The sequence below is a fragment of the Mesorhizobium sp. M0833 genome (assembly GCF_040319905.1).
Lineage (GTDB): Bacteria > Pseudomonadota > Alphaproteobacteria > Rhizobiales > Rhizobiaceae > Mesorhizobium.
This window is the reverse complement of the sequence record NZ_JAMYOQ010000009.1, coordinates 194,866-216,298: the sequence shown is the minus strand read 5'-3', so window position 1 is coordinate 216,298 and position 21,433 is coordinate 194,866. Positions and strand designations below refer to the sequence as shown.

Annotated in this window: 24 protein-coding genes; 16 read left to right on the top strand and 8 right to left on the bottom strand. The window is 61.9% G+C overall.

What is annotated here, in order from left to right; genetic code table 11:
• Together NKH98_RS13350 and NKH98_RS13345 are read left to right on the top strand one after the other, a co-directional pair.
• On the top strand, positions 1-759 hold a 759-nt coding region (locus NKH98_RS13350; RefSeq protein ID WP_502894247.1), incomplete at its 5' end, for a 2'-5' RNA ligase family protein.
• Positions 760-1,076: 317 nt separating this feature from the next.
• Positions 1,077-1,430 (top strand): SnoaL-like domain-containing protein, encoded by a 354-nt coding sequence (locus NKH98_RS13345; protein ID WP_352899029.1) that lies wholly within the window; start codon positions 1,077-1,079, stop codon positions 1,428-1,430.
• A gap of 91 nt (positions 1,431-1,521) precedes the next feature.
• On the opposite strand, the gene NKH98_RS13340 is transcribed toward NKH98_RS13345, so the two are convergent.
• A complete protein-coding gene (locus tag NKH98_RS13340) occupies positions 1,522-2,001 on the bottom strand; it encodes an SRPBCC family protein (protein ID WP_352899046.1) in 480 nt (159 codons plus the stop codon).
• 2 nt (positions 2,002-2,003) lie between these two features.
• On the bottom strand, positions 2,004-2,354 hold the full coding sequence (locus NKH98_RS13335; protein WP_254820403.1) for an ArsR/SmtB family transcription factor: 351 nt from the start codon (positions 2,352-2,354) through the stop codon (positions 2,004-2,006).
• Positions 2,355-2,526: 172 nt separating this feature from the next.
• Between NKH98_RS13335 and NKH98_RS13330 the strand changes: the two genes are divergently transcribed.
• Complete coding sequence (locus tag NKH98_RS13330) at positions 2,527-2,880, top strand: ArsC family reductase (protein WP_352899026.1); 354 nt, start codon at positions 2,527-2,529, stop codon at positions 2,878-2,880.
• 62 nt (positions 2,881-2,942) lie between these two features.
• Here NKH98_RS13330 and NKH98_RS13325 read toward each other — a convergent pair whose 3' ends face one another.
• The 3 genes from NKH98_RS13325 to NKH98_RS13315 form a co-directional block, all read right to left on the bottom strand.
• Positions 2,943-3,308, bottom strand: coding sequence for a DUF488 domain-containing protein (locus tag NKH98_RS13325; protein ID WP_352899023.1), 366 nt, complete (start codon positions 3,306-3,308; stop codon positions 2,943-2,945).
• Between the two features lie 39 nt (positions 3,309-3,347).
• Positions 3,348-4,604: an aminopeptidase gene (locus NKH98_RS13320; protein WP_352899020.1), complete on the bottom strand. Its 1,257-nt coding sequence runs from the start codon at positions 4,602-4,604 to the stop codon at positions 3,348-3,350.
• An 81-nt stretch (positions 4,605-4,685) separates the two neighbouring features.
• Positions 4,686-5,600: a LysR substrate-binding domain-containing protein gene (locus NKH98_RS13315; RefSeq protein ID WP_502894246.1), complete on the bottom strand. Its 915-nt coding sequence runs from the start codon at positions 5,598-5,600 to the stop codon at positions 4,686-4,688.
• 97 nt (positions 5,601-5,697) lie between these two features.
• Between NKH98_RS13315 and NKH98_RS13310 the strand changes: the two genes are divergently transcribed.
• From NKH98_RS13310 to sbmA, 3 genes are all read left to right on the top strand, one after another.
• Positions 5,698-5,916: a hypothetical protein gene (locus tag NKH98_RS13310; RefSeq protein ID WP_352895885.1), complete on the top strand. Its 219-nt coding sequence runs from the start codon at positions 5,698-5,700 to the stop codon at positions 5,914-5,916.
• A 105-nt stretch (positions 5,917-6,021) separates the two neighbouring features.
• Entirely contained in the window at positions 6,022-7,176 is a 1,155-nt protein-coding gene (locus tag NKH98_RS13305) for a YbfB/YjiJ family MFS transporter (RefSeq protein WP_352899017.1), read from the top strand.
• A 119-nt stretch (positions 7,177-7,295) separates the two neighbouring features.
• Positions 7,296-8,573 (top strand): peptide antibiotic transporter SbmA, encoded by a 1,278-nt coding sequence (gene sbmA, locus NKH98_RS13300; protein ID WP_352895879.1) that lies wholly within the window; start codon positions 7,296-7,298, stop codon positions 8,571-8,573.
• Between the two features lie 22 nt (positions 8,574-8,595).
• Here sbmA and NKH98_RS13295 read toward each other — a convergent pair whose 3' ends face one another.
• Positions 8,596-9,588 (bottom strand): polysaccharide deacetylase family protein, encoded by a 993-nt coding sequence (locus NKH98_RS13295; RefSeq protein WP_352880451.1) that lies wholly within the window; start codon positions 9,586-9,588, stop codon positions 8,596-8,598.
• Positions 9,589-9,793: 205 nt separating this feature from the next.
• Here NKH98_RS13295 and NKH98_RS13290 point away from each other — a divergent pair, with 205 nt between their 5' ends.
• Together NKH98_RS13290 and der are read left to right on the top strand one after the other, a co-directional pair.
• Positions 9,794-10,459, top strand: a complete 666-nt coding sequence (locus tag NKH98_RS13290) for a tetratricopeptide repeat protein (RefSeq protein ID WP_352476620.1) — start codon at positions 9,794-9,796, stop codon at positions 10,457-10,459.
• A 6-nt stretch (positions 10,460-10,465) separates the two neighbouring features.
• Positions 10,466-11,899, top strand: a complete 1,434-nt coding sequence (der, locus tag NKH98_RS13285; protein ID WP_352899014.1) for a ribosome biogenesis GTPase Der — start codon at positions 10,466-10,468, stop codon at positions 11,897-11,899.
• Positions 11,900-12,130: 231 nt separating this feature from the next.
• Here the strand turns inward: der and NKH98_RS13280 are convergent, their stop codons facing one another.
• Complete coding sequence (locus NKH98_RS13280) at positions 12,131-12,886, bottom strand: SDR family NAD(P)-dependent oxidoreductase (RefSeq protein WP_352476622.1); 756 nt, start codon at positions 12,884-12,886, stop codon at positions 12,131-12,133.
• A gap of 188 nt (positions 12,887-13,074) precedes the next feature.
• On the opposite strand from NKH98_RS13280, the gene NKH98_RS13275 reads away from it, so the two are divergent.
• From NKH98_RS13275 to NKH98_RS13250, 6 genes are all read left to right on the top strand, one after another.
• A complete protein-coding gene (locus NKH98_RS13275; protein WP_352505257.1) occupies positions 13,075-13,647 on the top strand; it encodes a L,D-transpeptidase in 573 nt (190 codons plus the stop codon).
• 198 nt (positions 13,648-13,845) lie between these two features.
• Positions 13,846-13,980, top strand: a complete 135-nt coding sequence (locus tag NKH98_RS13270; RefSeq protein ID WP_254820414.1) for an ABC transporter — start codon at positions 13,846-13,848, stop codon at positions 13,978-13,980.
• Between the two features lie 148 nt (positions 13,981-14,128).
• Positions 14,129-14,701, top strand: a complete 573-nt coding sequence (locus NKH98_RS13265) for a hypothetical protein (protein WP_254820425.1) — start codon at positions 14,129-14,131, stop codon at positions 14,699-14,701.
• 200 nt (positions 14,702-14,901) lie between these two features.
• On the top strand, positions 14,902-15,489 hold the full coding sequence (locus tag NKH98_RS13260) for a protein-S-isoprenylcysteine O-methyltransferase (protein ID WP_254820426.1): 588 nt from the start codon (positions 14,902-14,904) through the stop codon (positions 15,487-15,489).
• 10 nt (positions 15,490-15,499) lie between these two features.
• A complete protein-coding gene (locus NKH98_RS13255) occupies positions 15,500-16,279 on the top strand; it encodes a hypothetical protein (protein WP_352645516.1) in 780 nt (259 codons plus the stop codon).
• On the top strand, positions 16,279-17,166 hold the full coding sequence (locus tag NKH98_RS13250) for an SDR family NAD(P)-dependent oxidoreductase (protein ID WP_502894250.1): 888 nt from the start codon (positions 16,279-16,281) through the stop codon (positions 17,164-17,166). The genes NKH98_RS13255 and NKH98_RS13250 overlap by 1 nt, the downstream gene beginning before the upstream one ends.
• A gap of 363 nt (positions 17,167-17,529) precedes the next feature.
• On the opposite strand, the gene NKH98_RS13245 is transcribed toward NKH98_RS13250, so the two are convergent.
• Positions 17,530-18,447 carry a LysR substrate-binding domain-containing protein gene (locus NKH98_RS13245; RefSeq protein ID WP_352899011.1) on the bottom strand — a complete coding sequence of 306 codons (918 nt, stop codon included), beginning with the start codon at positions 18,445-18,447 and terminating at the stop codon, positions 17,530-17,532.
• Positions 18,448-18,568: 121 nt separating this feature from the next.
• On the opposite strand from NKH98_RS13245, the gene NKH98_RS13240 reads away from it, so the two are divergent.
• Positions 18,569-19,888, top strand: a complete 1,320-nt coding sequence (locus NKH98_RS13240) for an MFS transporter (RefSeq protein ID WP_352899009.1) — start codon at positions 18,569-18,571, stop codon at positions 19,886-19,888.
• Positions 19,889-19,995: 107 nt separating this feature from the next.
• Positions 19,996-21,180: a cell wall hydrolase gene (locus NKH98_RS13235; RefSeq protein ID WP_352899006.1), complete on the top strand. Its 1,185-nt coding sequence runs from the start codon at positions 19,996-19,998 to the stop codon at positions 21,178-21,180.
• Positions 21,181-21,433 lie beyond the last annotated feature (253 nt).

Genomic DNA, 21,433 nt, shown 5'->3' with positions numbered 1-21,433 from the left:
CATTGGCGATATCTGCAATCTCTTCTCTCCAACAGAATGCAGAAACTACTTCACTGCCGCAGGCTATGGACTCACATGAAAGTCCGCCGCTCTAGTCTGATTTTCAACTTCCAGAAAACCGGAGTGTTCCCACATTATCGGCAACGGGGCGCAGACTTCGAATTCCTGCTCGGCAGGGCTTCCTCGACCGCTGAAATCGCGGGTGTTGGCGCGGAAAGCATTCAGCGCCCGTTGCGTTTCCATTTGACGAGTTCTCTGTTTGTTCTAAATTTCCCGGTCGGATACAATTTGCCGGACGAGAGATCAATTATGAGTGGGCACCCTGCATTCGGAACCGCGAACAACGGCCAGACCTTTTTCCGATGGGAGGGGTCCAAGCGACGTTTCGACGACCGCATATTCTTCGCCATCTTGGCTGAGAGCGCGGTCGCTGGTCCCTTGGCGCGAAAGGCTATCGCCTTGAATCGAGAGTTAGGGCTGCAAGGCTGGTTTGTTCCGGAGAACCACATCCATATCTCGCTCGTCGGCCTCGGTGACCATGATGGGGATCCGGAAAAGCTGGTTGAAATCGCTCGGCATATCGGCTCGATGATCGTTGCAAAACCGTTCGATGTTTCTTTCGATCGCCTGACGCCTTTTGGTGTGGTTCGCTGGTTCTGCGCAACGGTGACAGCAATCCAGCGCTCCAAGAATTCTGGCGCAATCTCACCCTCTGATTTCCGACAGCCCGCTAAAGCTCTTTCTCACGAAGTCCATTGAACCGCATGTTACGCTGCTTCGTGACGAAGTCCGTGTCCCCAGGATTCGCGAACGGTCGATTGCTCCAATTGGCTGGACAGTCCGGGATTTTGTGCTGATCCACAGTGTAATCGGCAAGGGGATTTACCGCGAGCGCGCACGTTGGCAATTGAACGGCCAAGACGATGCCTTGGCCGGGATGTAGAGGCCCAAGCCGTCGTCATAGCCCGCACGATATTCATCATCCTGACATGGCATGTCAGCTGTCTCGGGATTGACGATGGCAGGCCAGCACGCGACCCGCTACTTCCAACGCGTCTTAACAGGAGGAACCCCCCATGACGATCACGGAAATTGCCAAGGATTTCACCGAGCTCCTCAAGCAGGGCGATCACCAAGGTGCTGCTGAGAAGTACAATGCCGACGACGTCGCCAGCTACGAAGCCATGGAGGGGCCGATGGCCGTCTCCCGTGGCAAGGAAGCTCTGAAGCAAAAGAACCAGTGGTGGCAAGAGAACAACGAAGTGCGTGGCGGTTCGGTCGAGGGCCCATATGTCAACGGCGACCAGTTCGCAGTGCGCTTCAAGTTTGACATAACGCCCAAAGCTACCGGCGAACGTGCCACCATAGATGAGGTTGGTCTGTACACGGTCAAGAACGGCAAGATCACCGAAGAGCGGTTCTACTATTGAGGCCGGAAATACCACCGGCTTCCGGGAGCCGCTGCAAGGTTGAACAATAAGCATGGCGGCCGGGAGGATGACCTGGCCGTCTTCGAGAAGCTCAGATCGTTTTGACGTAACCCGCCAACTGATCCGCCACCGTGCCCCAGCCGTCGTAGAAGCCCATCTCCTCGTGGCTGTTGCGCGTGGCTTCGTCGCGGTGGATGGCGGTCGCGGTGTAGCGCGTCGCCTCGCCCCGCGATTGCAGCGATATGACGGCTGTAATGAATGGGTCGCCTGACGGCCGGTAGCCTGGCAGCAGCGCATCGGTCCACACCAGCCGCTCGTCCTGGACGATCTCGAGGTAGCAGCAATGCCTGTCGTTGACCTCCTTGCCGTCGGGCGACTGCATGCGGGTGCGGAACAGGCCGCCGGGCCGCAGGTCGATCTCGCAATCGGTGATTATCCACGGCTTCGGCGTGAACCATTGGCGGACATGCTCGGGCTTCGTCAACGCCATCCACAGCAGTTCGCGGGGCGCCTCGATCGACCGTTCGAGCACGAGGTCGAGCTTCGGATCGGGTTGGAACAACGGGGCCATGTTCATCTGTCTTTCTCCTTGAGTTTCAGCACGTAGTCGTCGAACTGGTCGAGACGGCGCTCCCACAGCGCCCGCTGCTCGGCCAGCCAGTTTTCCGCGAGCTTCAGCGGCTCCGGCGCGAGCCGGTAGGTCCTGACGCGGCCTGCCTTCTCCGAATGCACCAGCCCGCAGCCTTCCAAAACCCTGAGATGCTCGATGAAGGATGGCAGGGCCATCTCGAACGGCTGGGCAAGCTCGCTGACCGAGGCGGGGCTTCGGTTCAGTCGCTCGACCACGCGTCGCCGGGTCGGATCGGCGAGCGCCCGGAAAATGCCGTCGACGGGCGGGGGGCTTTCGGTCTGCAGGCTCGTCATAGTCGTTTCCTTGCCTCGGCCATTCCGCGTGACCAGAGTTGGCTTAGAAACACTTATGGAAATTCCTTACTATTGGCAAGGGCGAAAATCATGGATGGCCGGCAAGCCGCTGGAAAACTGAGAGGTGCGGTTTTAGGGTGCCGTCAGATTCGACCGGCCCGAGGATTCGTTTTTGACGATCACCATGTATGGCATCACCAATTGCGACACGATCAAGAAGGCCCGTTCCTGGCTGGCGAGCCATGATGTTGCCTATCGCTTTCATGACTACAGGGGCGACGGGCTGGATGCGGATCGGCTGAACGGCTGGTCAGGCAAAGTCGGTTGGGAAATTCTGCTCAACAAGGCGAGCACGACGTTTCGCGAACTGTCGGAGGAGGACAGGATGGGCCTGGATGAAAGGAAGGCCAAGGCGCTGATGCTGGCAAAGCCGACGATGATCAAGCGTCCGGTGCTGGAACTTGGCGATAGGATTCTCGTCGGGTTCAAGCCCGATGTTTATCAGCATGCGGTTGGCGGGAAGTAGAACCGACCGACCGCGATCCGTCGCGCCCCCCTCTGTCCTGCCCGGCATGCATATCGATCGTATCAGATGCTTGTGGTTTTCCCACGCAAATAGCTCGCCAGCGCGACCGCATTATTATGGGCCTCGTCGTGCGCGCCGTAGAGCAGCGTCACCTTGCCCTCACGCAGCAAGGCGCGCAGTTCCGCCACCGCCTCGCCGTTCCGGTCGAGCTCATCGCTGTATCGCCGCTGGAACTCCGCCCAGCGCGCCGGCTCATGGCCAAACCATTTGCGCAACGCGTCGCTTGGCGCGATGTCCCTCAGCCATAGCGTCAGCGCCGCGTCCTGCTTGGCGATGCCGCGAGGCCATATGCGGTCCACCAGCACCCGCTGCCCGTCATCGGGCGCCGGCGGCTCATAGATGCGCTTGACCGCGAGTTCCATTGCCAACCCCGCATGCGTCACAGGCGCGGCTGCGTGCTGGTGCTCTTAAACCCACTCGCCCTTGCGCATCACCGGCACGCGGCTGCTGTCCTTGTGGACGCCGTCTATATCGATCTTGTCCGAGCCGATCATCCAGTCGATGTGGATGAAACTCTTGTTGCCGCCGCGCGCCGCGATCTCGTCCTGGCTGAGCGAGGCGCCGTCGACAAAGCACTTCGAGTAGCACTGGCCAAGCGCGATGTGGCAGGCGGCGTTCTCGTCGAACAGCGTGTTGAAAAACAGCAGCCCGCTCTTGGCGATCGGCGAGGAATGCGGCACCAGCGCCACCTCGCCGAGACGGCGCGAGCCTTCGTCGGTATCGAGCACCTTCTGCAGCACATCCTCACCCTTCGAGGCCTTGGCCTCGACGATGCGGCCCACCTCGAAACGCACCGCAATGCCGTCGATCAGCGTGCCCTGGTAGGACAGCGGCTTGGTGCTGGTGACATGGCCTTCGACGCGCCTTGCATGCGGCGTGGTGAAAACCTCTTCGGTCGGGATGTTCGGGTTGCAGGTGATGCCGTTCTTGGCGGTCGAGGCGCCGCCCATCCACTCGTGGCCGTCGGCCAGCCCGACGGTCAGGTCGGTGCCGGGGCCGGTGAAATGCAGTGCGTGGAAATTGTGGCCGTTCAGCCATTCGGTGCGGCTCTTCAACGCCGCATTGTGCGCCGTCCAGTTGCCGATCGGGTCTTCGACGTCCACCCGCGAGGCGGCAAAGATGGCATCGGCGAGCTTGGCCACGGCGACGTCTTCGGCATCGTCCGGGAAAACCTGCTTCGCCCACGCCTGATCAGGATAAGCCACAATGTTCCAGTTGATGTCGAAGCCGGTGATCTTCTCAAGCGCCGGCTGATAGGCCATCGAATTCGCCTTGTTGGCACGCGCCACCTTTGCCGGGTCCTGAGAAGAAAGCAGCGACGGATCCTCGCCGCGTACAGCAAGCCTCGCCGCATTGTTGGCGAAGGCTTTTGCCATGCCTTCATAGAGCCAGCCGGCGGCGCGGTCGAAACCGGCGTCGGCGCCGTAGCGGAAGCGCGCGAGAGTGATCTCGTCGTCGTTGAAGATCGGCGTCACCAGGCCGGCACCTGCCTTGTAGGCGTGCTCGACGATCCGCCGCGTCAGAGGCAGCGCCGCGATAGACGAGGTCAGCACCAGATCCTGACCCGGCTGCAATTGCAGCCCGACCTTGACGGCGACCTCCGCCAGCCTGTCGAGCTTCACCGGGTCGATGGTTGCGGAAACGCCGCGCGAATGTGTGGTCATGATCCTGCCTGCCGTGATTGGGGACTGTGTCTTACATAGACCGGCGCTACCGACCTTTCCACTCCGATCACGCCGGCAGGTCTAGCTGACGCTCTCGAGCGACCTGAACTGCGCCATCGTCGCCTCGATCTCTTCGCGCACCCAGATCTTGAAATCCCTGACCTTGCGGCTTTCGCCCTTGCTGGCCGAAGTCACCAGCCAATAGCCGAGCCCGCTCTGGGCGCGTATGCCGAACGGCGCAACGAGACGGCCGTCGGCCAGCGCGTCGGCGGCCAGCAATTGCCAGCCGAGCATGACGCCGTGACCGGCAATCGCCGATTCCAGGCACAGCATCGGATCTGTGAAGCGCGCGCCTTTCATGAAGGTGACCGGCTCCACCCCGGCCGCTTCGAACCAGCTCTCCCAACTGATCATCGATCTTTCGTCTGTGATCGCACAAGTCAAAGCAAGGTCCTCGATCGATTTCAGCTTGCTGGCGATCACCGGTGCACAGACCGGAAACACCTCTTGCGCCAGCAGCAATTCGGCCCGCCCGCCCGGCCATTTGCCGTCGCCGAGCCGGATGGCGACCTCGATGTCCGAACGATCGAGATCGGCAAGCCGCACCGAGGCATCGATGCGCAGGAGCACGTTCGGATGCCGGGCAAAATGCCGCGACAGCCGCGGCAGCAGCCATTTCGAGGCGAACGCCGGCGCCACCGAAACCACCAGCGTGCACTCCGAGCTTTCATCGGCAAGCGCCACCGCCTGTGCGAGTTCGCGAAACCCGGCGCTGAGGCGCGCGGTAAAGACGGTGCCGAATTCGGTCGCCACCAGGCCAGCTGGCGTTCGTTCGAACAGCGCCCGGCCGAGCTGCTTTTCTGTCCGGTTGATCTGCTGGCTCACCGCGCTGACCGAAACGTTGAGCTCGCCGGCCGCCGCCGCGAGCGAGCCCAGGCGGGCAACGGTTTCCACGGCGCGCAAGCCGTTGAGATGGACGCGGTTCAAAGTAGCCATACAGTTTTTCTAAACTCGAACGGCTGAAATCTCAATTGCCAGACACTGCAGGATGCCGAATTCTAAGTGGGTTACGCAGAGTGAGGAGGCAAATCCGATGAAGATTTTGTCATGGCTCGGAGCCTTTTCCCCGATCGGAACGCAGCCACACCGGCATGTCAGCGAGGCCACCAGCTGGGTGACCGATCCGCTGTCGCATCCGCTGCTCGACACCATGTCGGAGCGCGAACTCGCCGACATGCCGTTCAGGCTGACCGCGCGTCGTACCCGCTACGAGACGGCCTTGACGAGGACCTGCTGCGGCAGAGTCTCCTGAGCGAAGCACCTCAGGCGAGCCAGCCGCCGACGCGGCTGCGCAACCCCTTCTGGCTCAACAAAAGGCGGATTGTCTCGCGAGCAGGCGCACTTATTGTGCACCGCGATGAACATCGCTTCGCCCTTGCGCCTGGCAATCGCCGGCATGATCGCCCTGGCCGTCGCCATGGGCATCGGCCGCTTCGTTTATACGCCGATCCTGCCTGGCATGATGGACGAGCTCGGCCTGTCGCCGGCTGATGCCGGCTGGATCGCATCGGCCAATTATCTCGGCTACCTCGTCGGCGCGCTTGCCGCCACCGGCGGCTGGGCGCAAGGCCGCGAGCGCCAGCTGATGCTGGCCGGCCTTGCCGCCACTGCGATACTCGCCGGGCTGATGGGCCTGACCGGCACGATGGCCGGCTTCCTCCTCATCCGCTTCCTTGCCGGCCTCGCCAGTGCGTTCGTGCTGGTCTTCATGACCAGCATCGTTTTCGGTCATCTCGTCGCGACGGGGCGAAACGACCTGCAGGCGCTGTATTTCGGCGGTGTCGGCCTCGGCATCGCGACGTCCTCGGCGCTGTTGGCGCTCCTCGTTACCGAACATGCCGGCTGGGCGGCGGGCTGGCTGTGGTCCGCGGCGATTTCGGCCTGCGGCTTTGCCGCCGTCGCCTTGCTGGCCGGCGGCACCTCGGCCGCGAACAGCATCACCGGGAGCGAGCCGGCATTGCCGAAGCACCGGTCGCTGGTGAAGATCATCGTCGCCTACGGCCTGTTCGGCTTCGGCTACATCGTCACGGCAACCTTCCTGGTCGCCATTGTCCGGCAAGGCGGCGGCGGCCGGGTCTTCGAGGCCGTGGTTTGGATGGTCACCGGCCTTGCCGGTTTCCCCTCGGTCTGGCTGTGGCAGAAGCTTACGGCCAGGATCGGGCTTTACGCCACCTATGCCCTGGGGTGTCTGGTCGAGGTGGTCGGGGTCAGCGCCAGTGTCGTCATGGACGGACGCACCGGGCCGCTGCTCGGCGGCCTTCTCGTCGGCGGCACCTTCATCGCCATCACCGCGCTTGGCCTGCAGGCCGGCAGGCAGCTTGCCCCGCAAGCACCACGCCGGATGCTGGCGGTGATGACGGCCGCCTTCGGCCTTGGCCAGATCGTCGGCCCGATCGTCGCAGGGCTGCTTGCGCAGGCTTCAGGTAACTTTTTCCTTGCCTCGATCGTGGCCGCCGCCGTCCTGCTGACCTCGGGTGCGATCGCCTGGTCGGCTGCGCCAAAATCGCCATGATTATGGTCTTGCTCGACGACGGGCATTGGGTAGCGGGCATTTTCTTTCCCACTAATGTGTGACTTTATGCCCGCTGACCAACGCCGCTGATTTGCGCATCGAGCGAGGATTTCGTCACAGTGTTTGTATCCTTCTTCCCGCAGCCGAAGCTCTTTTTTATCTCGGCCGCCCTGTGGAGTGCGGTCATGGTGGCCGTATGGTTTCTTGGTGGCGACCAGCTGGGGGCCTTGATCGGATTGCCGCCCCTCGCAGCGGACGCGGCGCCCATCATCGGCGTTTCCGTCTTCTGGTCGCCTCCATTCATTTGGTTCTACATCTACTTTACACTTGGCGTGCTGCTCTTTTACGCCTTCTGGCATTGGTACTCCCCGCACCCGTGGGATCGCTGGTCAATCCTGGGTTCTTCGCTGATCTTGTTCACGACCTATTTTCAGGTGCAGGTGAGTGTCGCAATTAATGCCTGGTACGGGCCATTCTGGGACCTTATTCAGGGCATTGTCAGCAAAAGTGTGAAGGCCACTGAGAATGATGTTTATGCGCAGTTAATAACTTTCCTCGGCATCGCTCTGGTGGCTGTTACTGTATACGTTCTGACAAACTTCTTTGTGAGCCATTGGGTGTTTCGGTGGCGTACAGCGATGAACGACTACTACATGTCTTACTGGCCTAGGCTGCGCTATATCGAGGGAGCTTCCCAGCGCGTACAGGAAGACACGATGCGGTTCTCCAAGATCATGGAAGATCTTGGAACCAGCTTCATCGACTCGATCATGACCTTGATAGCCTTCATGCCGATTTTGCTAGCCTACTCAAAGCACATCACCGTGTTGCCGTTCGTCGGTCAGGTGCCGCAGCCGCTGGTTATAGCTGCGATCTTCTGGGCGATTTTTGGCACCGTGTGTATTGCCAGCGCTGGCATAAAGCTCCCTGGCTTACAATTCCGCAACCAGCGCGTCGAAGCCGCCTACCGCAAAGAACTTGTTTACGGTGAGGATGATTCGTCCCGGGCGCAGCCGCCAACCGTTTCCGAGTTGTTCGGAAACGTGCGCCGCAATTACTTCCGACTCTATTTCCACTACGTGTATTTCAATGTGGTCCGTTATCTGTATTTGCAATTAAATAACATATTTGCTCTTTTCCTGATGACTCCGTCGATGGTCGCCGGAGCTTTGACGTTGGGTCTTATAAACCAGGTAAATTCGGCGTTCAGCCAGGTGACAACCTCGTTCCAGTACCTTGTCAATTCCTGGTCAACAATCGTCGAGCTCTTGTCAGTTCACAAGCGCCTGCGCGCTTTCGAAGCCACAATCAAGGGCGAACCGCTACCGGACATCGACCAGCATTATCTGGAACGAGAGCAAGCCGGCTTGCGCCCTGAGGACCAGCCGGCAAGCTGATGACGGCGGGCGGCGATGGGCTTCAGCCGCCCACCGCTGCCTGTCTTTCGCCTCGCCGCGAAACATAGTCGCGAAAGCTGATGCACTCGACGTCGGCCTTGACGCAGACCTCGCCGGCAAAGCGTTCCAGCGCGTTCCAGTAGGCGCCGTCATTCATCAACGTGAAGTGAAAGCCGAGCTCCAGCGGAATGCGCTTGCCCTCGTATTGCGCATCGAAGGCGGCGCGAAAGGCGTGGTAGGTCCGGTCGGCGAACGCTTCCGCCATGCTCGGCCGCTCGAAGCCGCCGGAATGCCTGACATAGAGATTGTAATCCATGGCGATCACCCGCCTTGAGCTCGGCCCTTCCGGGATCTGCGGCAGCGAAAAGCGCGTGATGCCGTTGACGGTCGGCGGCTCGACCGGCCCACGCGAAACGCCGCTTGCGTCAAGCAGGAAGCCGGCCGCGGGCAGCGCCTCGTAAAGCGCCCTGTTTGCCGACAGGTAGGGCGCGCGAAACCCGACCACCGCCCTGCCTGCGAAATCGCGCCAACCCTTTGGTTCGGGTGCAATGCCGTTGATCGAATAGGCGTTTTGGAGAATATGCTTGAACGAGCCGAACTCGCTCAGCCAGTCGGCCTTGCTCCAGTCCTTGCCATCGAAATGACCGCAGCCATGGCTGCCGATGTCGTGGCCTTCCCTGGCGGCGAGGTTGATCTGCTCGAGCCGCTCGGCAATTTCCTGTTTGGAGGCGGCAAAGCCGATATTCGATTTGCCGGCCGTTTTGCCTGGCGCGGTGTATTCCTTGCGCGTCTCGGGTGACAGCAGGAACACGCAGGAGACAAAATACGTGAAATGCGCACCGGTGCGCGCGGCCAGCGCCCGGCTGCGCTGCCACTGCGAAATATCGCGGGCGCTGTCGAACGAAATGATGACCGTCTGCTTCGGTTTTGCCGGCGCCGCCGGCGGGTCGGCAAAAGCCGCGCCGGTAGCAAGCGCGGCAATCGAAAACGCAACAACGCGGGACAAACGGGGCAAAGGCATCTGACCGGATCAAGGAATGTAGAAGCACCGCCTACCGGCGAAATATGGCACGGATACGATCGACCTGCGCGGCCGCCGGTGGCGGCGACTGCCTCGTGAATAGGCGATTTTCCTGCGGAACCCCTTCCATGCCGGCAAAATTTCGCTAAAACGCGGGCTCATCAACCGCCCCGGCCGGGGGCATGAATGGTTTTGATCCATGTCGGACGACAGTTTTATCCGCGAAGTCAACGAAGAGATTCGTCGCGACCAGGCGCATGCGCTGTGGGACCGTTTCGGTCCCGCCTTGCTCGTGCTGGCTGTACTGGTGGTGTTGGGCACCGCTGCCGTCGTCGGCTACCGCTATTGGGACGAGACCCGCGCCAACCGCTCGGGCGATGCTTTTTCGCAAGCGCTCAAGCTCGCCAATGAGGGCAAGAACGACGAGGCGCTTGCCGCTCTGGAGGCGCTGGAAAAGGACGGCTACGGCGCCTACCCGCTGCTCGCCCGTATGCGCGCGGCAACCGTCAAGGCAGACAAGGGCGACGTCGATGCTGCCGTCAAGGACTTCGACGAGGTCGCCGCCGACACCAAGATCCCTTCCGGCATTCGCGACATGGCGCGGCTCAGGGCTGCGCTGCTGCTGGTCGACCACGGCTCTTTCGCCGATGTCTCCAGCCGCGTCGAGGCGCTCACCGCCGACACCAATACGCTGCGCCATACGGCGCGCGAGGCGCTTGGCCTTGCCGCCTGGAAGGAAGGCAAGGCGGCGGATGCTTTGAAGCTGTTCGACCAGATCGCCGCGGACGACGGCGCCCCGCGCAACACGCGCGAGCGGGCGACGTTGATGTCCGAGCTGATCCGCGGCTCGGGCGGTGTATCGTAACAACGGATGACCTTCAAAGTCGCCATCATCGGCCGGCCTAACGTCGGCAAATCGACCCTTTTCAATCGGCTGGTGGGAAGGAAGCTGGCGCTTGTCGACGACACGCCCGGCGTCACCCGCGATCGACGCGTCCATGCCGCAAAGCTCTACGATCTGCATTTCGACGTCATCGACACCGCCGGTTTCGAGGATGCGGCCGCCTCGACGCTGCCCGGCCGCATGCGCGCCCAGACCGAGATCGCCATCCGCGAGGCCGACCTGATCTTTTTCACGATCGACGCCAAGTCCGGGCTGATGCCCGACGACAAGACTTTCGCCGAGATCGTGCGCAAGTCCGGCAAGCCGGTTGTCGTCGTCGCCAACAAGGCCGAGGCGCGCGGCGCCCAGGGCGGCATGCTGGAGGCATGGGAACTCGGCCTTGGCGAGCCGATCCCGGTCTCGGCCGAACATGGCCAGGGCCTGCCCGATTTGCGCGATGCGGTGATCGCCGCACTGGGCGAGGCGCGCGCCTTCGGCGAGGACGAAGAGGCCGGCGACGAGGAGATCGCCGCCAGCGAGGTGCTGATCGGCGAAGACATCACCGACCCGGACGCCGAGCCGAGCTATGACGATACCAAGCCGATGCGCATCGCCGTCGTCGGCCGTCCCAACGCCGGCAAATCGACGCTGATCAACGCGCTGATCGGCGAGGAGCGGCTGCTGACCGGCCCTGAGGCCGGCATCACTCGCGATTCCATCTCGGTCGACTGGGACTGGCATGGCCGCCGGCTAAAACTGTTCGACACCGCTGGCATGCGCCGCAAGGCCAGGATCCACGAAAAGCTCGAGGTGATGTCGGTGCAGGATGGCTTGCGCGCCATCCGCTTTGCCGAGATCGTCATCATCGTGCTCGACGCCACCATTCCCTTCGAGAAGCAGGATCTGCAGATCGCCGACCTGATCATCCGCGAGGGCCGTGCCCCGGTGATCGCCTTCAACAAATGGGACCTTGTCGATCATCCCCAGGAGCTGCTGGCCGAGCTGCGCGAAAAAACCGAGCGGCTTCTTCCCCAGGCGCGCGGCATGCAGGCGGTGCCGGTGTCAGCCGAGACCGGCCGTGGCCTCGACAAGCTGATGGATGCTGTCATCAGGACGCATCGAGTGTGGAACAGCCGCGTCTCGACCGGCAAGCTCAACCGCTGGCTGGAGGGCATCCTGGCGCATCATCCGCCACCCGCCGTCGCCGGACGCCGGCTGAAGATCAAATATGTCACGCAGGCCAAGACGCGGCCGCCGGGCTTCGTCGTCTCCTGCTCACGGCCGGACGCGATGCCGCAATCCTATGTCCGCTATCTCTCGAACAGCCTGCGCGAGGCTTTCGACATGCCCGGCGTGCCGATCCGCATCGCCTTGCGCACCTCGGACAACCCGTTCGCCAGCAGGGCAAAGAAGCGCCGCTGAGCGCCGCTTCTCCTTTACGCCCACCTTGCGCAAGACAGGCGTCGATTGCGTCTCCGGCAACGCTTCCAGCGCCGCCTTCAGCAGGATGTCGCCATGCCGCGCCGCTATCGGGTCGGGCTCGGCCTCCTTGCGATGCAGGAACAGCGCCATCTTGGGCAAGGCCGGCAGCCCGGCGATCTCGGGCGTCATCGCCCTGAGGGTGGCCGGCGCGAGTGGGGGCCGCCTCTGCACCTAATGGGCGGTGTAAGCTCCGTCCACCAGATGGTAGCTGCCAGTAATAAAGCTGGCCTGGTCGGACAAGAGGAAGCATACAAGAGCCGCTACCTCTTCCGGTTTCCCGCGCCTGCCCATCGGCTGAAGACCTGCCATGCGCCGGCTGGCTAATGCCTCCATTTGCTCCGATAAAAGAGGCGTTTCGATCCAGCCGGGGCCGACGACATTGATCCGGATGCCCATCCTCGCATATTCAATCGCCGCAACCTTGGTTAATCCAACGACCCCGTGTTTCGCTGCCGTGTAAGCGGACGCAGTTGGCAAGCCGACGGAACCGAGAACGGAGGACATGTTCACGATGGCGCCTCCGCCTCGATCCAGCATCGCGGCGATTTCGTACTTCATGCTGTAGAAAACGCCATTTAGATTGACGTTTATCAGCTTGTGCCAGTTGTCGAGCGGATAGTCTGCCGTTGCTTTTCGAATGCCGTCGATACCTGCATTGTTTACCGCCATATCCAGTCCGCCGCATTTCTGGACAGTGAACTCGATCAGCTTTTCCACGGCTGCCGCATCCGTGACATCTACCGCAAAGTCGTAGGCCCTGCCGCCTTGCGAGCTTATTTCGGCGGCTCTGCAGTGCGCGGCCTCGGCATCAAGGTCGGCGACAACAATCTCGGCTCCTTCTTGCGCGAGTTGCCGTGAAACAGCCGCCCCTATTCCGGAGCCTGCGCCGGTCACAATCGCGACTTTACCATGGAAGTCAGGCTTCATCGTCTCTGTCCTATGCCAATTTTGACATAACCGAACAGAGGCAGACGGTTATCGCAAGAAGTTTCGCTTCAATTCGCTTGTCAATCCTGTGAATTCATTTTGCCACCACACAGCGAGACTTGGCGCGCAGGCCTTGGAATGGTAGAGACGAGGGCGGCGGTAGAAGACCAGTTTCCTAGCAGGTACAAATGGAAGAACACCACATTGCGCGCCGGGGGCTCGTGCTGGGTAGTCTGGCTCTGATGGTCTCCGGATGTACGTCGATTTCATCCGCGTTCGGACCAAGGCGTGGCCTGAATCCTCGTTACCGACGACAGCACGTGCGGTACGACGGAAACGAGCCGGCCGGAACGATCGTCGTCGATACTTCGCAACGCTTTCTCTATGCCGTCGAGACGGACGGGTGGGCGACGCGCTACGGCGTTGGCGTCGGCGAGCAGGGACTTTCGTTCAAGGGTACAGCGACCGTCGGCCGCAAGGCGGACTGGCCGTCGTGGACACCCACCGCCAGCATGATGCAGCGCAAGCCGCGCCTGGTGAAGTATGCAGGGGGGGTCCCTGGCGGACCAAACAACCCGCTTGGTGCGCGTGCCCTTTATCTCTATCAAGACGGGCGCGACACCCACTTCCGGATACATGGTACAAACGAGCCATGGACGATAGGCACAGCGGTATCGAACGGGTGCATCCGTATGATAAATGACGACGTCATTGACCTCTACGACCGTACTCCGTTGGGCACGACGGTGGTGGTTGTTTGATGGTGGCAGGCCTGATCTCCGTTGGATGGTGAACCCTGCCAGCACGTCACCGAAAAGGTGCCGCCGGCAACTGGATGCCAACTGTGTCATTTCTGCACTAGGCGTTGGTGTAGATCGCAGCTAACTTGGTGGGGCTGCATATCGTTTTAGTTGTGGCGATTCTATAGGCTATTCCGCCCCCGGGGAAAGGATTGCTTGATGAACAGGATATTGGTTGCAATGGTTGCTGTGCTCGCCGTTGCCAGCCTGAGCGGCTGCGCGAACGACTGGATCGGCAAAGGAAAGGGTAAGGCTCCGGCACCCGCTCCGGTAGAGGAACCAGTGATTAAGTAAGGACCGGCTTGTATGGGGAAGGGGTGCCAAGCCCTTCCCCATACATACCCAGCCGGGGCTTTGGCCGGCTTCATGGCGTACGGCGCGGTTGGCGGGCATAGGCCGTTATTAGGTCTGTGCATTGTGAAGTTCGGGAATGGACGCGGCGATGACGCTTGTAAGTAGCCGTCTCTTGCTTGTGGCGTTGGTGGCCCTCCCGGCAGCGGCATGTCAGACGAAAGACCTGCCGCCCCAGCCGAATTTCGTATCTTATGCCGATGGCGGAGCTGCGCCTAAAAAAAACGACGAGCGGTACTTCATCGAGTTCCGCTCCCGCTACGCCCTAAGCTACGGCCACACCTACGCAGTTTTTGGGCGCCTGGACCGGGCCGGGAGAATGATCGATCCCCAAGTCGCGGGCCTTCACCCGGCTTCGAACAGTGCGGTTCCCTATGTTCTGGGCCATATCGTGCCGGTGCCAGCCGAAACCGGGTGGAGCGACGGTGATCTGGAAGAACCATACAGATCCGCAAGCTGGCGAATCATATTGACCCGGGCCGAATACGACAAAGTCGTTGCCTACATCCGCAAGCTGCAGGCGAGCTCGCATGTCTGGCAGGCGACGGTCTTGAACTGCAACGGCTTCGTGGCGGACATCGCTCATTCCATGGGATATAAGACTCCCGCCATTCAGCTCCGGCCGCAACAATTCATAACCGAGCTTCGGGAGATGAATACATAACCAAGATTCGAGGGATGAATGGGACCGAATGCGATCGGTACTGCCCCTCCGGCTTTCGCGTGTGCGGACTAACTCGGAGAGGATCGCTGCGCCTGAAGGTAGGCCGGTGACGAAATCGAGGCGATGGGTGAAGTGGCCATACTCAGGGGCAGCTGCTACAGTCGCGATCGCAGAAAGGGCGCTGGTGACCTGAAGTGACCATTGCTTTAGCCTCACTTGGCGAGATCATATGGGTGATCGGCATCGTCGCTTGGTACGTGATCCGGTATCCCTTCGAGCGCCGGGCAAGGCGCGTGCGAATAGTAGCTGGCGGCCGCTCAAGTTCCGACACCGTCGGGCTTGCATCGGCTCTCCTTGGCCTGGCGATCCTGCCTGGCTTCTATGTCGCCACCGGCATCCCCGCAGCGGCTGATCATCCGGCCAGCGTGTGGTCGGTGGCGCTCGGAACCATCATCTTCTGCTCGGCGCTGTGGATTTTTCGCTTATCCCACAAGGAACTTGGCCGTAACTGGTCGATTACGCTCGAGATTCGCGAACGGCATGAACTGGTCAGCGCCGGGCCATACGCCTTGGTCCGTCACCCTATGTACACCTCTTTCCTGCTTATGGGGCTCGGCCAGCTCTTTCTGCTGCCGAACTGGGTTGCGGGCATATCGGGTTTGGTTGGTTTCGCAGTCCTTTTCCTGCTGAGAGTGGATAAGGAAGAGCGTATGATGCTGGAGAATTTAGGCTCGCAATACCGTGTCTATATGGAAAGGACCAAGCGAATATTCCCTTATCTTTATTAGAGGTCGTTTTATGCGAGGCCGAGCCCTCAAGCTTTCCGCGCCCCGGCGCCTTGTCGGCGACCTGATGAGGTTTTCGATCGGCGTGCCACGGGTCGCGGTGCAGCGTCAGATGAATCTCGGCCCACTCGTAAGGGCTAGAATGGCGCAGCAGACCAGGCCCTCGTGGACCGCGATCTTCCTGAAAGGGTATGCGCTTCTTGCCCTAGAGATCCCGGAGTTGCGGCGCGCCTATGTCAAGTTGCCCTGGCCGCAGCTTTACGAGTATCCGGCAAGCGTAGCCTCGATTGCCCACGAGCGCGAGTATGATGGCGAGCCGGCCGTTCTGCTGAGCTGCATCAAATGCCCGGAGCGCTACTCCATCACGGAACTTGAGCGATCCATCCACGCGGCTCGATCACGGCCGATCCAGGAGGTCCCGGAGTTTCGGCGTGCCTTGCGCATGGCAGGTGCGCCCGCGCCAGTCAGGTGGCTGCTTATGTGGCTAGGGTTGAACATCGCCCGGCAAAGGGCAAATTACTTCGGTACCTTCCAACTGTCCGTCTATTCTGGTCTCGGTGCGGAATCACTCAACCCGCTGACACCACTGACCACCCTTCTAAACTACGGTCCGATCGGCAAAGACGGATCGGTGAATGTCCGCATCCACTACGATCACCGGGTCATGGATGGAGCGAACGTCGCACGAGCACTGGAGAGATTCGAAAAGATTCTGAACGGCACTGTCGCCAATGAAGTGGTGCTGCTCGGTCAAGGTGTTTCCGCTCCTGCAAGACAGAGGAACGCGACGTGATTTCGCACTGTGAATTCCGGCCAGCTATCGTCGTGATTGGCGGCTCGGGTGGAATTGGCCGGGCGATTGCGAGCGTCGCTGCAAGGGAGCGCGGTGCGGTTGTGCTGGTTGCCCGCTCGCCTGACGGTTTGGCCGCCGCGGCGTCTGAGGTTAGGGAGGCGGGCGGCGAGGCATTCACGCTCGAGTTGGATCTCGTGGCAGGCGATGCGCCAACGCGCCTGGAGGGCTTTCTGTCCGCACACGGCCTGGTCTGTGATGTCCTGGTCAACAGCGCCGGGTATGGCCTGCGGGGCGCGACGACGGCGCTGCCTATTGATGGTCAACTCGGCATCATCGATCTCAATATACATTCCCTCACAGAACTGACCCTTCATTTTCTGCCGGGAATGGTGGCACGCCGACGGGGCGGGGTGCTCAATCTCAGTTCCGTGGCCGGGTTCGTTCCCGGGCCTTATATGGCTCTGTACTTCGCTAGCAAAGCTTTCGTGCGCTTCTTCTCAGAGGCGCTTCACCAGGAATTGCGCCGAACCGGTGTGACGGTCACATGCGTTGCACCAGGCCCGGTGTCCACAGAGTTTCTCGCAAGATCAGGCGCCAATCAGACGGTGCTCTTCAACATCTTGCCCAAGGTGGATCCGAAGTATGTGGCCGAACAGGCGTGGCGAGCGTTCAAATCCGGTCGTCGCCTCGTCGTACCGGGAATCTCGGGTAAGTTGGCTGCCCTTGTGGCAGCGCTCCTGCCTTCCGCGGCGCTGCTGCCCCTGGTCGGCCGGCTGCAACGCGGCGGCAATGATCAATGTCCTTGCGGTTCAGGTATGAAGTTCAAGAAATGCTGCGGTACCCGCCAGATTCAGCTACGCCGGGGCCCTCGGGGAATTATCCCCTGACCGGACCAGCACGTCACCGAAAAACCTCATTGAAACAAGAGACCGCTCGCCGATGACGGGCGTAAAGTAAGCATGTTGGTAGCATAGAGGCGAGGCTTTCGACATGCCCGGCGCGCCGATCCGCATCGCTTGCGCACCTCGGACACCTGTTCGCCGGCCGGGGAAGATTGGCCGTTCCCTCCGCTTTTAGCCAATCTCCGACGCCGAAAGACGGGTGGGACGGCGAAGCTGCTAATCTCCCCCTCGAGCGGCCCTCGAGGGGGAGATATCCGGCAGGACAGAGGGGCGCGCGAGGGATCGCCAGCATTACTGCTTCTTCGACCGACTAAGTTATGGAGCGCCCTGCGGCCCTTTCGGCCTGGGCTAAGCCGCTTTCCTCAGACCATCCGCGTCGCCACTTCCCGGCAACGCTTCGAGCGCCGCCTGCAGCAGGATGTCGCCAAGCCGCGCCGCTATCGGGTCGGGCTCGGCCTCCTTGCGATGCAGGAACAGCGCCATCTTGGGCAAGGCGGGAAGCCCGGCGATCTCCGGCGTCATCGCCCTGACGCTGGCCGGCAGGCCGATATCGGTGCGGATCGTCAGTCCGAGCCCCGCGGCGACGGCTGCCCAGGTGCCGCCAAGGCTCGGGCTGGAGAAGGCCATCCGCCATGCCAGGCCGGCGCGGTCCAGCGTCTCGGTCGCCACGCTGCGCAGCAGGCACGGCGCTTCGAGCGCCACCAGCGGCAACGGCTCGCCATCGCGCAGGCAGGTCTCGATCTGTTTTGCCGGGCCGATCCAGCGCATCTGGACGTCGGCGACATGCCGGCTGTAGGGCAATGTCGCGCCACTGTGCCAGGCAAGCGCGATATCGAGGCTGCCCGAAATGATCCTTTCGGCAAGCTCATGGCTGCGCGCGATCCTGGCCTCGATCTTGACCTTGGGATGGGCGCGGGCGAAGCGCCCGAGCACCTCCGGCAGCACCGCCTCGCCGAAATCCTCCTGTAGCCCAAGCCGCACCCAACCCTCCAGCTCGACATCGTGGATGGCGGACGCGGCCTCGTCATTGAGCTCGATCAGCCGGCGCGCGTAGCCGAGCATGGTCTCGCCCGCGTCCGTCAGTGCCAGGCCACGCCCAGATTTGCGGAAGATCGGCGTCGCCGCCTGCTCCTCCAGCTTCTTTAATTGCGCACTGATTGCCGAGGTCGAGCGGCCGAGCCGGTCGGCGGCCTTGGCGAAGCTGCCCAACTCCATGCCGGTAACGAAGCTGCGCAGAACGTCGAGATCGAATGTCACGCGTCGCATAGCAATAATCCTGATATTTGGGACGTTAACTGAAAAACTTCCTGATATTCAGTACGAAGTTATGGCGGTAGAGACAGCGCGTCAAGAACCGAACGCAACCAGACCATGCAGGAGCTGAACCATGTCCGCTGTCGCCACACGAGCAGATTGCAAACCGCGTCGCCCGGCCGCCGTTACCACCCTTTCAGAGGCGGTGGTGCTTCGACCCAATCATCGCTGGAAGGTGCTGGGCATCGGCGTCGCCGCCAATGCCTGCTTCTCCGCGACCTTCTCCGGCATTCCGGGCACGGCGGTGTTCCTGCGCTCGGGCTATCATCTCTCCAATGGCGAGCTCGGTCTGGCGCTTGGCCTTCTCGGCTTGGGCGTGGCGCTGAGCGAATTGCCGTGGGGGCTGCTGACCGATCGCTGGGGCGATCGCCGCGTGCTGCTGACCGGGCTTGGCGCAACCGCGGTGTGGCTGCTCGTCATGGCCGCGCTGGTCGTGCCGTCACCAGCCCAAATTCCCGGCGTCGCGCTTCTCGCCGCTGCCCTGCTGGTCACCGGATTGCTCGGCGGCAGCGTCAACGGCTCCAGCGGCCGCGCCATCATGGCCTGGTTTGGCGAAGGCGAGCGTGGCTTTGCCATGAGCATCAGGCAGACGGCGGTGCCGCTTGGCGGCGGGCTTGGCGCGCTGGTGCTGCCGTCGCTCGCTTCGGCCCATGGCTTCACGGCGGTCTTCGGACTTTTGGCGGCTGCATCCGCCGTCACGACCTCACTCGCCTGGCGCTGGCTGCATCGGCCGCCGGCGCACGACGATGCCCATTCGAGCAGCGCGGCAAAGCTGGCCGGCCCGGCGCCGCTGCGCAACCCGGCCGTCTGGCGCATCGCGACAGCCATCGGCCTGCTGTGCTTCCCACAGGTGGCCGTGCTCACCTTTGCTTCCGTCTTCCTGCATGATTTTGCCGGCATGGGAACAGCCGTGATCAGCGCCAGCCTGGCTGCCGTGCAGGTCGGCGCCATGGTCATGCGCGTCTGGAGCGGCCGCTACACCGACCGTCACGGCAACCGCCGGTCGTTCCTGCGTCTGTGCAGCATGCTGAGCGTGGCCGCCTTCACCGTGCTTGCGGCGCTCGTCTTGTTTTCGGCCCAACTCTTGTCAGGCCAAGCGCCGATGCTGTCGCCGGCGATCGTTGCGATGCTCGTCGTGGCCGGCATCTGCGTCTCCTCCTGGCATGGCGTCGCCTACACCGAGCTTGCGACGCTGGCCGGCGCCAGCCAGGCCGGAACGGCGCTCGGCCTTGCCAACAGCCTGGTCTTCATTGCCTTCTTCCTGGTGCCGATCGCCATTCCCGGGCTTCTCGTGCTCTGCTCGTGGGCAGGCGTCTGGCTGGGTGCGGCTATTTGCGCGCTGATCGCCTGGCCGATCTTTCTTCCGCCAACGGACAGCCGCAAAAGCGCCTGACTTCGACACGAGATGGGAAAACAACGTTCTAAGCTGTTAACGCCCCATCAAGGTTAATGCATCATTGTAGCTCTCCAGTGGGGTCCGTTGCGTTTCTGGAGAGTTCCGTGCATCGACGTGTTTTGACGCGGCTTGTCGCCGCCGCCGGTGAGAAAAAGCGTTCCTTCCTGTCTCCGTTTATTATTGGCCTTGGCATCTGGATCGGCTTTCCGACGGTCGCTGCCTACCAGGACATGACAAGCCTGGTCTCCGGTCTTGAGGCGCCGAGCGTCCGCTGGAACGCCTATGTCGAGAAATCCATCGCCGGCTCCGTTCACGCCGCCGAAATGCCCTTCCTCGATTCCAGCAGCACCGGCTCGCTCTCCGGCTCCGGCGTCCAACTGCCCGGCATCGGCGCCGTTTCGTTTCGCGGCAAGGGCGGCATCGCCGGCACCACGCCGGACGAGAACCGCATCACGCGTGCCGACAAGAAGGGTCGCATCATCCAGGTCTCGCCCGTCTCGCCGCCGAAGAACTTCAACGCCGGCTCGATCTTCGAGCGAACCTCCTCGCTGCTCCGCCCAAGCATGGACAGCGGCCTGAGGATGGCCTTCGCCAAGCCCGAGATCAAAGGCAAGGAAATCCAGATCGCGGCCTCCTTCCACACGCGCGTCGACAAGAAGCCGGATTCCGGCGTGCCGGCGATGCTTGCCGCGCTGGTCAACAACGATCATCCCGACGTGCTGGCGACCGCCTATGCCTCGTCTGCCCCCGATTACGCCAAGGCATCGCCTTTCGAGGCCTTGCTGCAGGACGAGGACCCGAACGATGGCCGCTTCATTCCGCCGCTGAGCAAGGGCGATCATTCTTGGATGCAGACGCCGCTGCCGGCGAGCGTCTTTTCCAAACCGGAGCAGGCCTGTCTCGCCAACGGCATCTATTTCGAGGCGCGCGGCGAGTCCGTGCGCGGCCAGGCCGCCGTCGCCCAGGTCATCCTCAACCGTGTCCGCAACCCGGCCTATCCGAACTCGATCTGCGGCGTTGTCTACCAGAACGACAACTGGTTCAACCGCTGTCAGTTTTCCTTCGCCTGCGACGGCAGGAAGAAGCGGATCGACAACCCCGCTGCCTACAAGACCGCCCAGGATGTCGCCATGGCCGTCACAGCCGGCAAGATCTTCATTCCGGAAGTCGGCTCGTCGACCCATTATTACGCCAACTACGTCCATCCGGGCTGGGCGCGGACGATGCAGAAAATGACCAGGATCGGCCTGCACATCTTCTACCGCACCTATGGCGGCGGCTGGAGCTAAGCGCTCTGGCGGCCCTTGCATCTTTCCCGCGAGAGCGGCCGATGGAAGACGCATCGCCGTGGGGATTCGGCCGCAGCCCGCCGGAGACCGCGTCGGGCACGATGTCGCACCCAGGCAAGTAGCTGATTCATAACGAAAAAATACTTGAGCTTGAAGATCCGCCCGTGGCTTGACGGGCGCGGACCCTCTAACTATGTTGCCGGCGACTTTAAGAAGCGGACGGACGGTGACGGTCTGACCGGGCAGGGGGGTT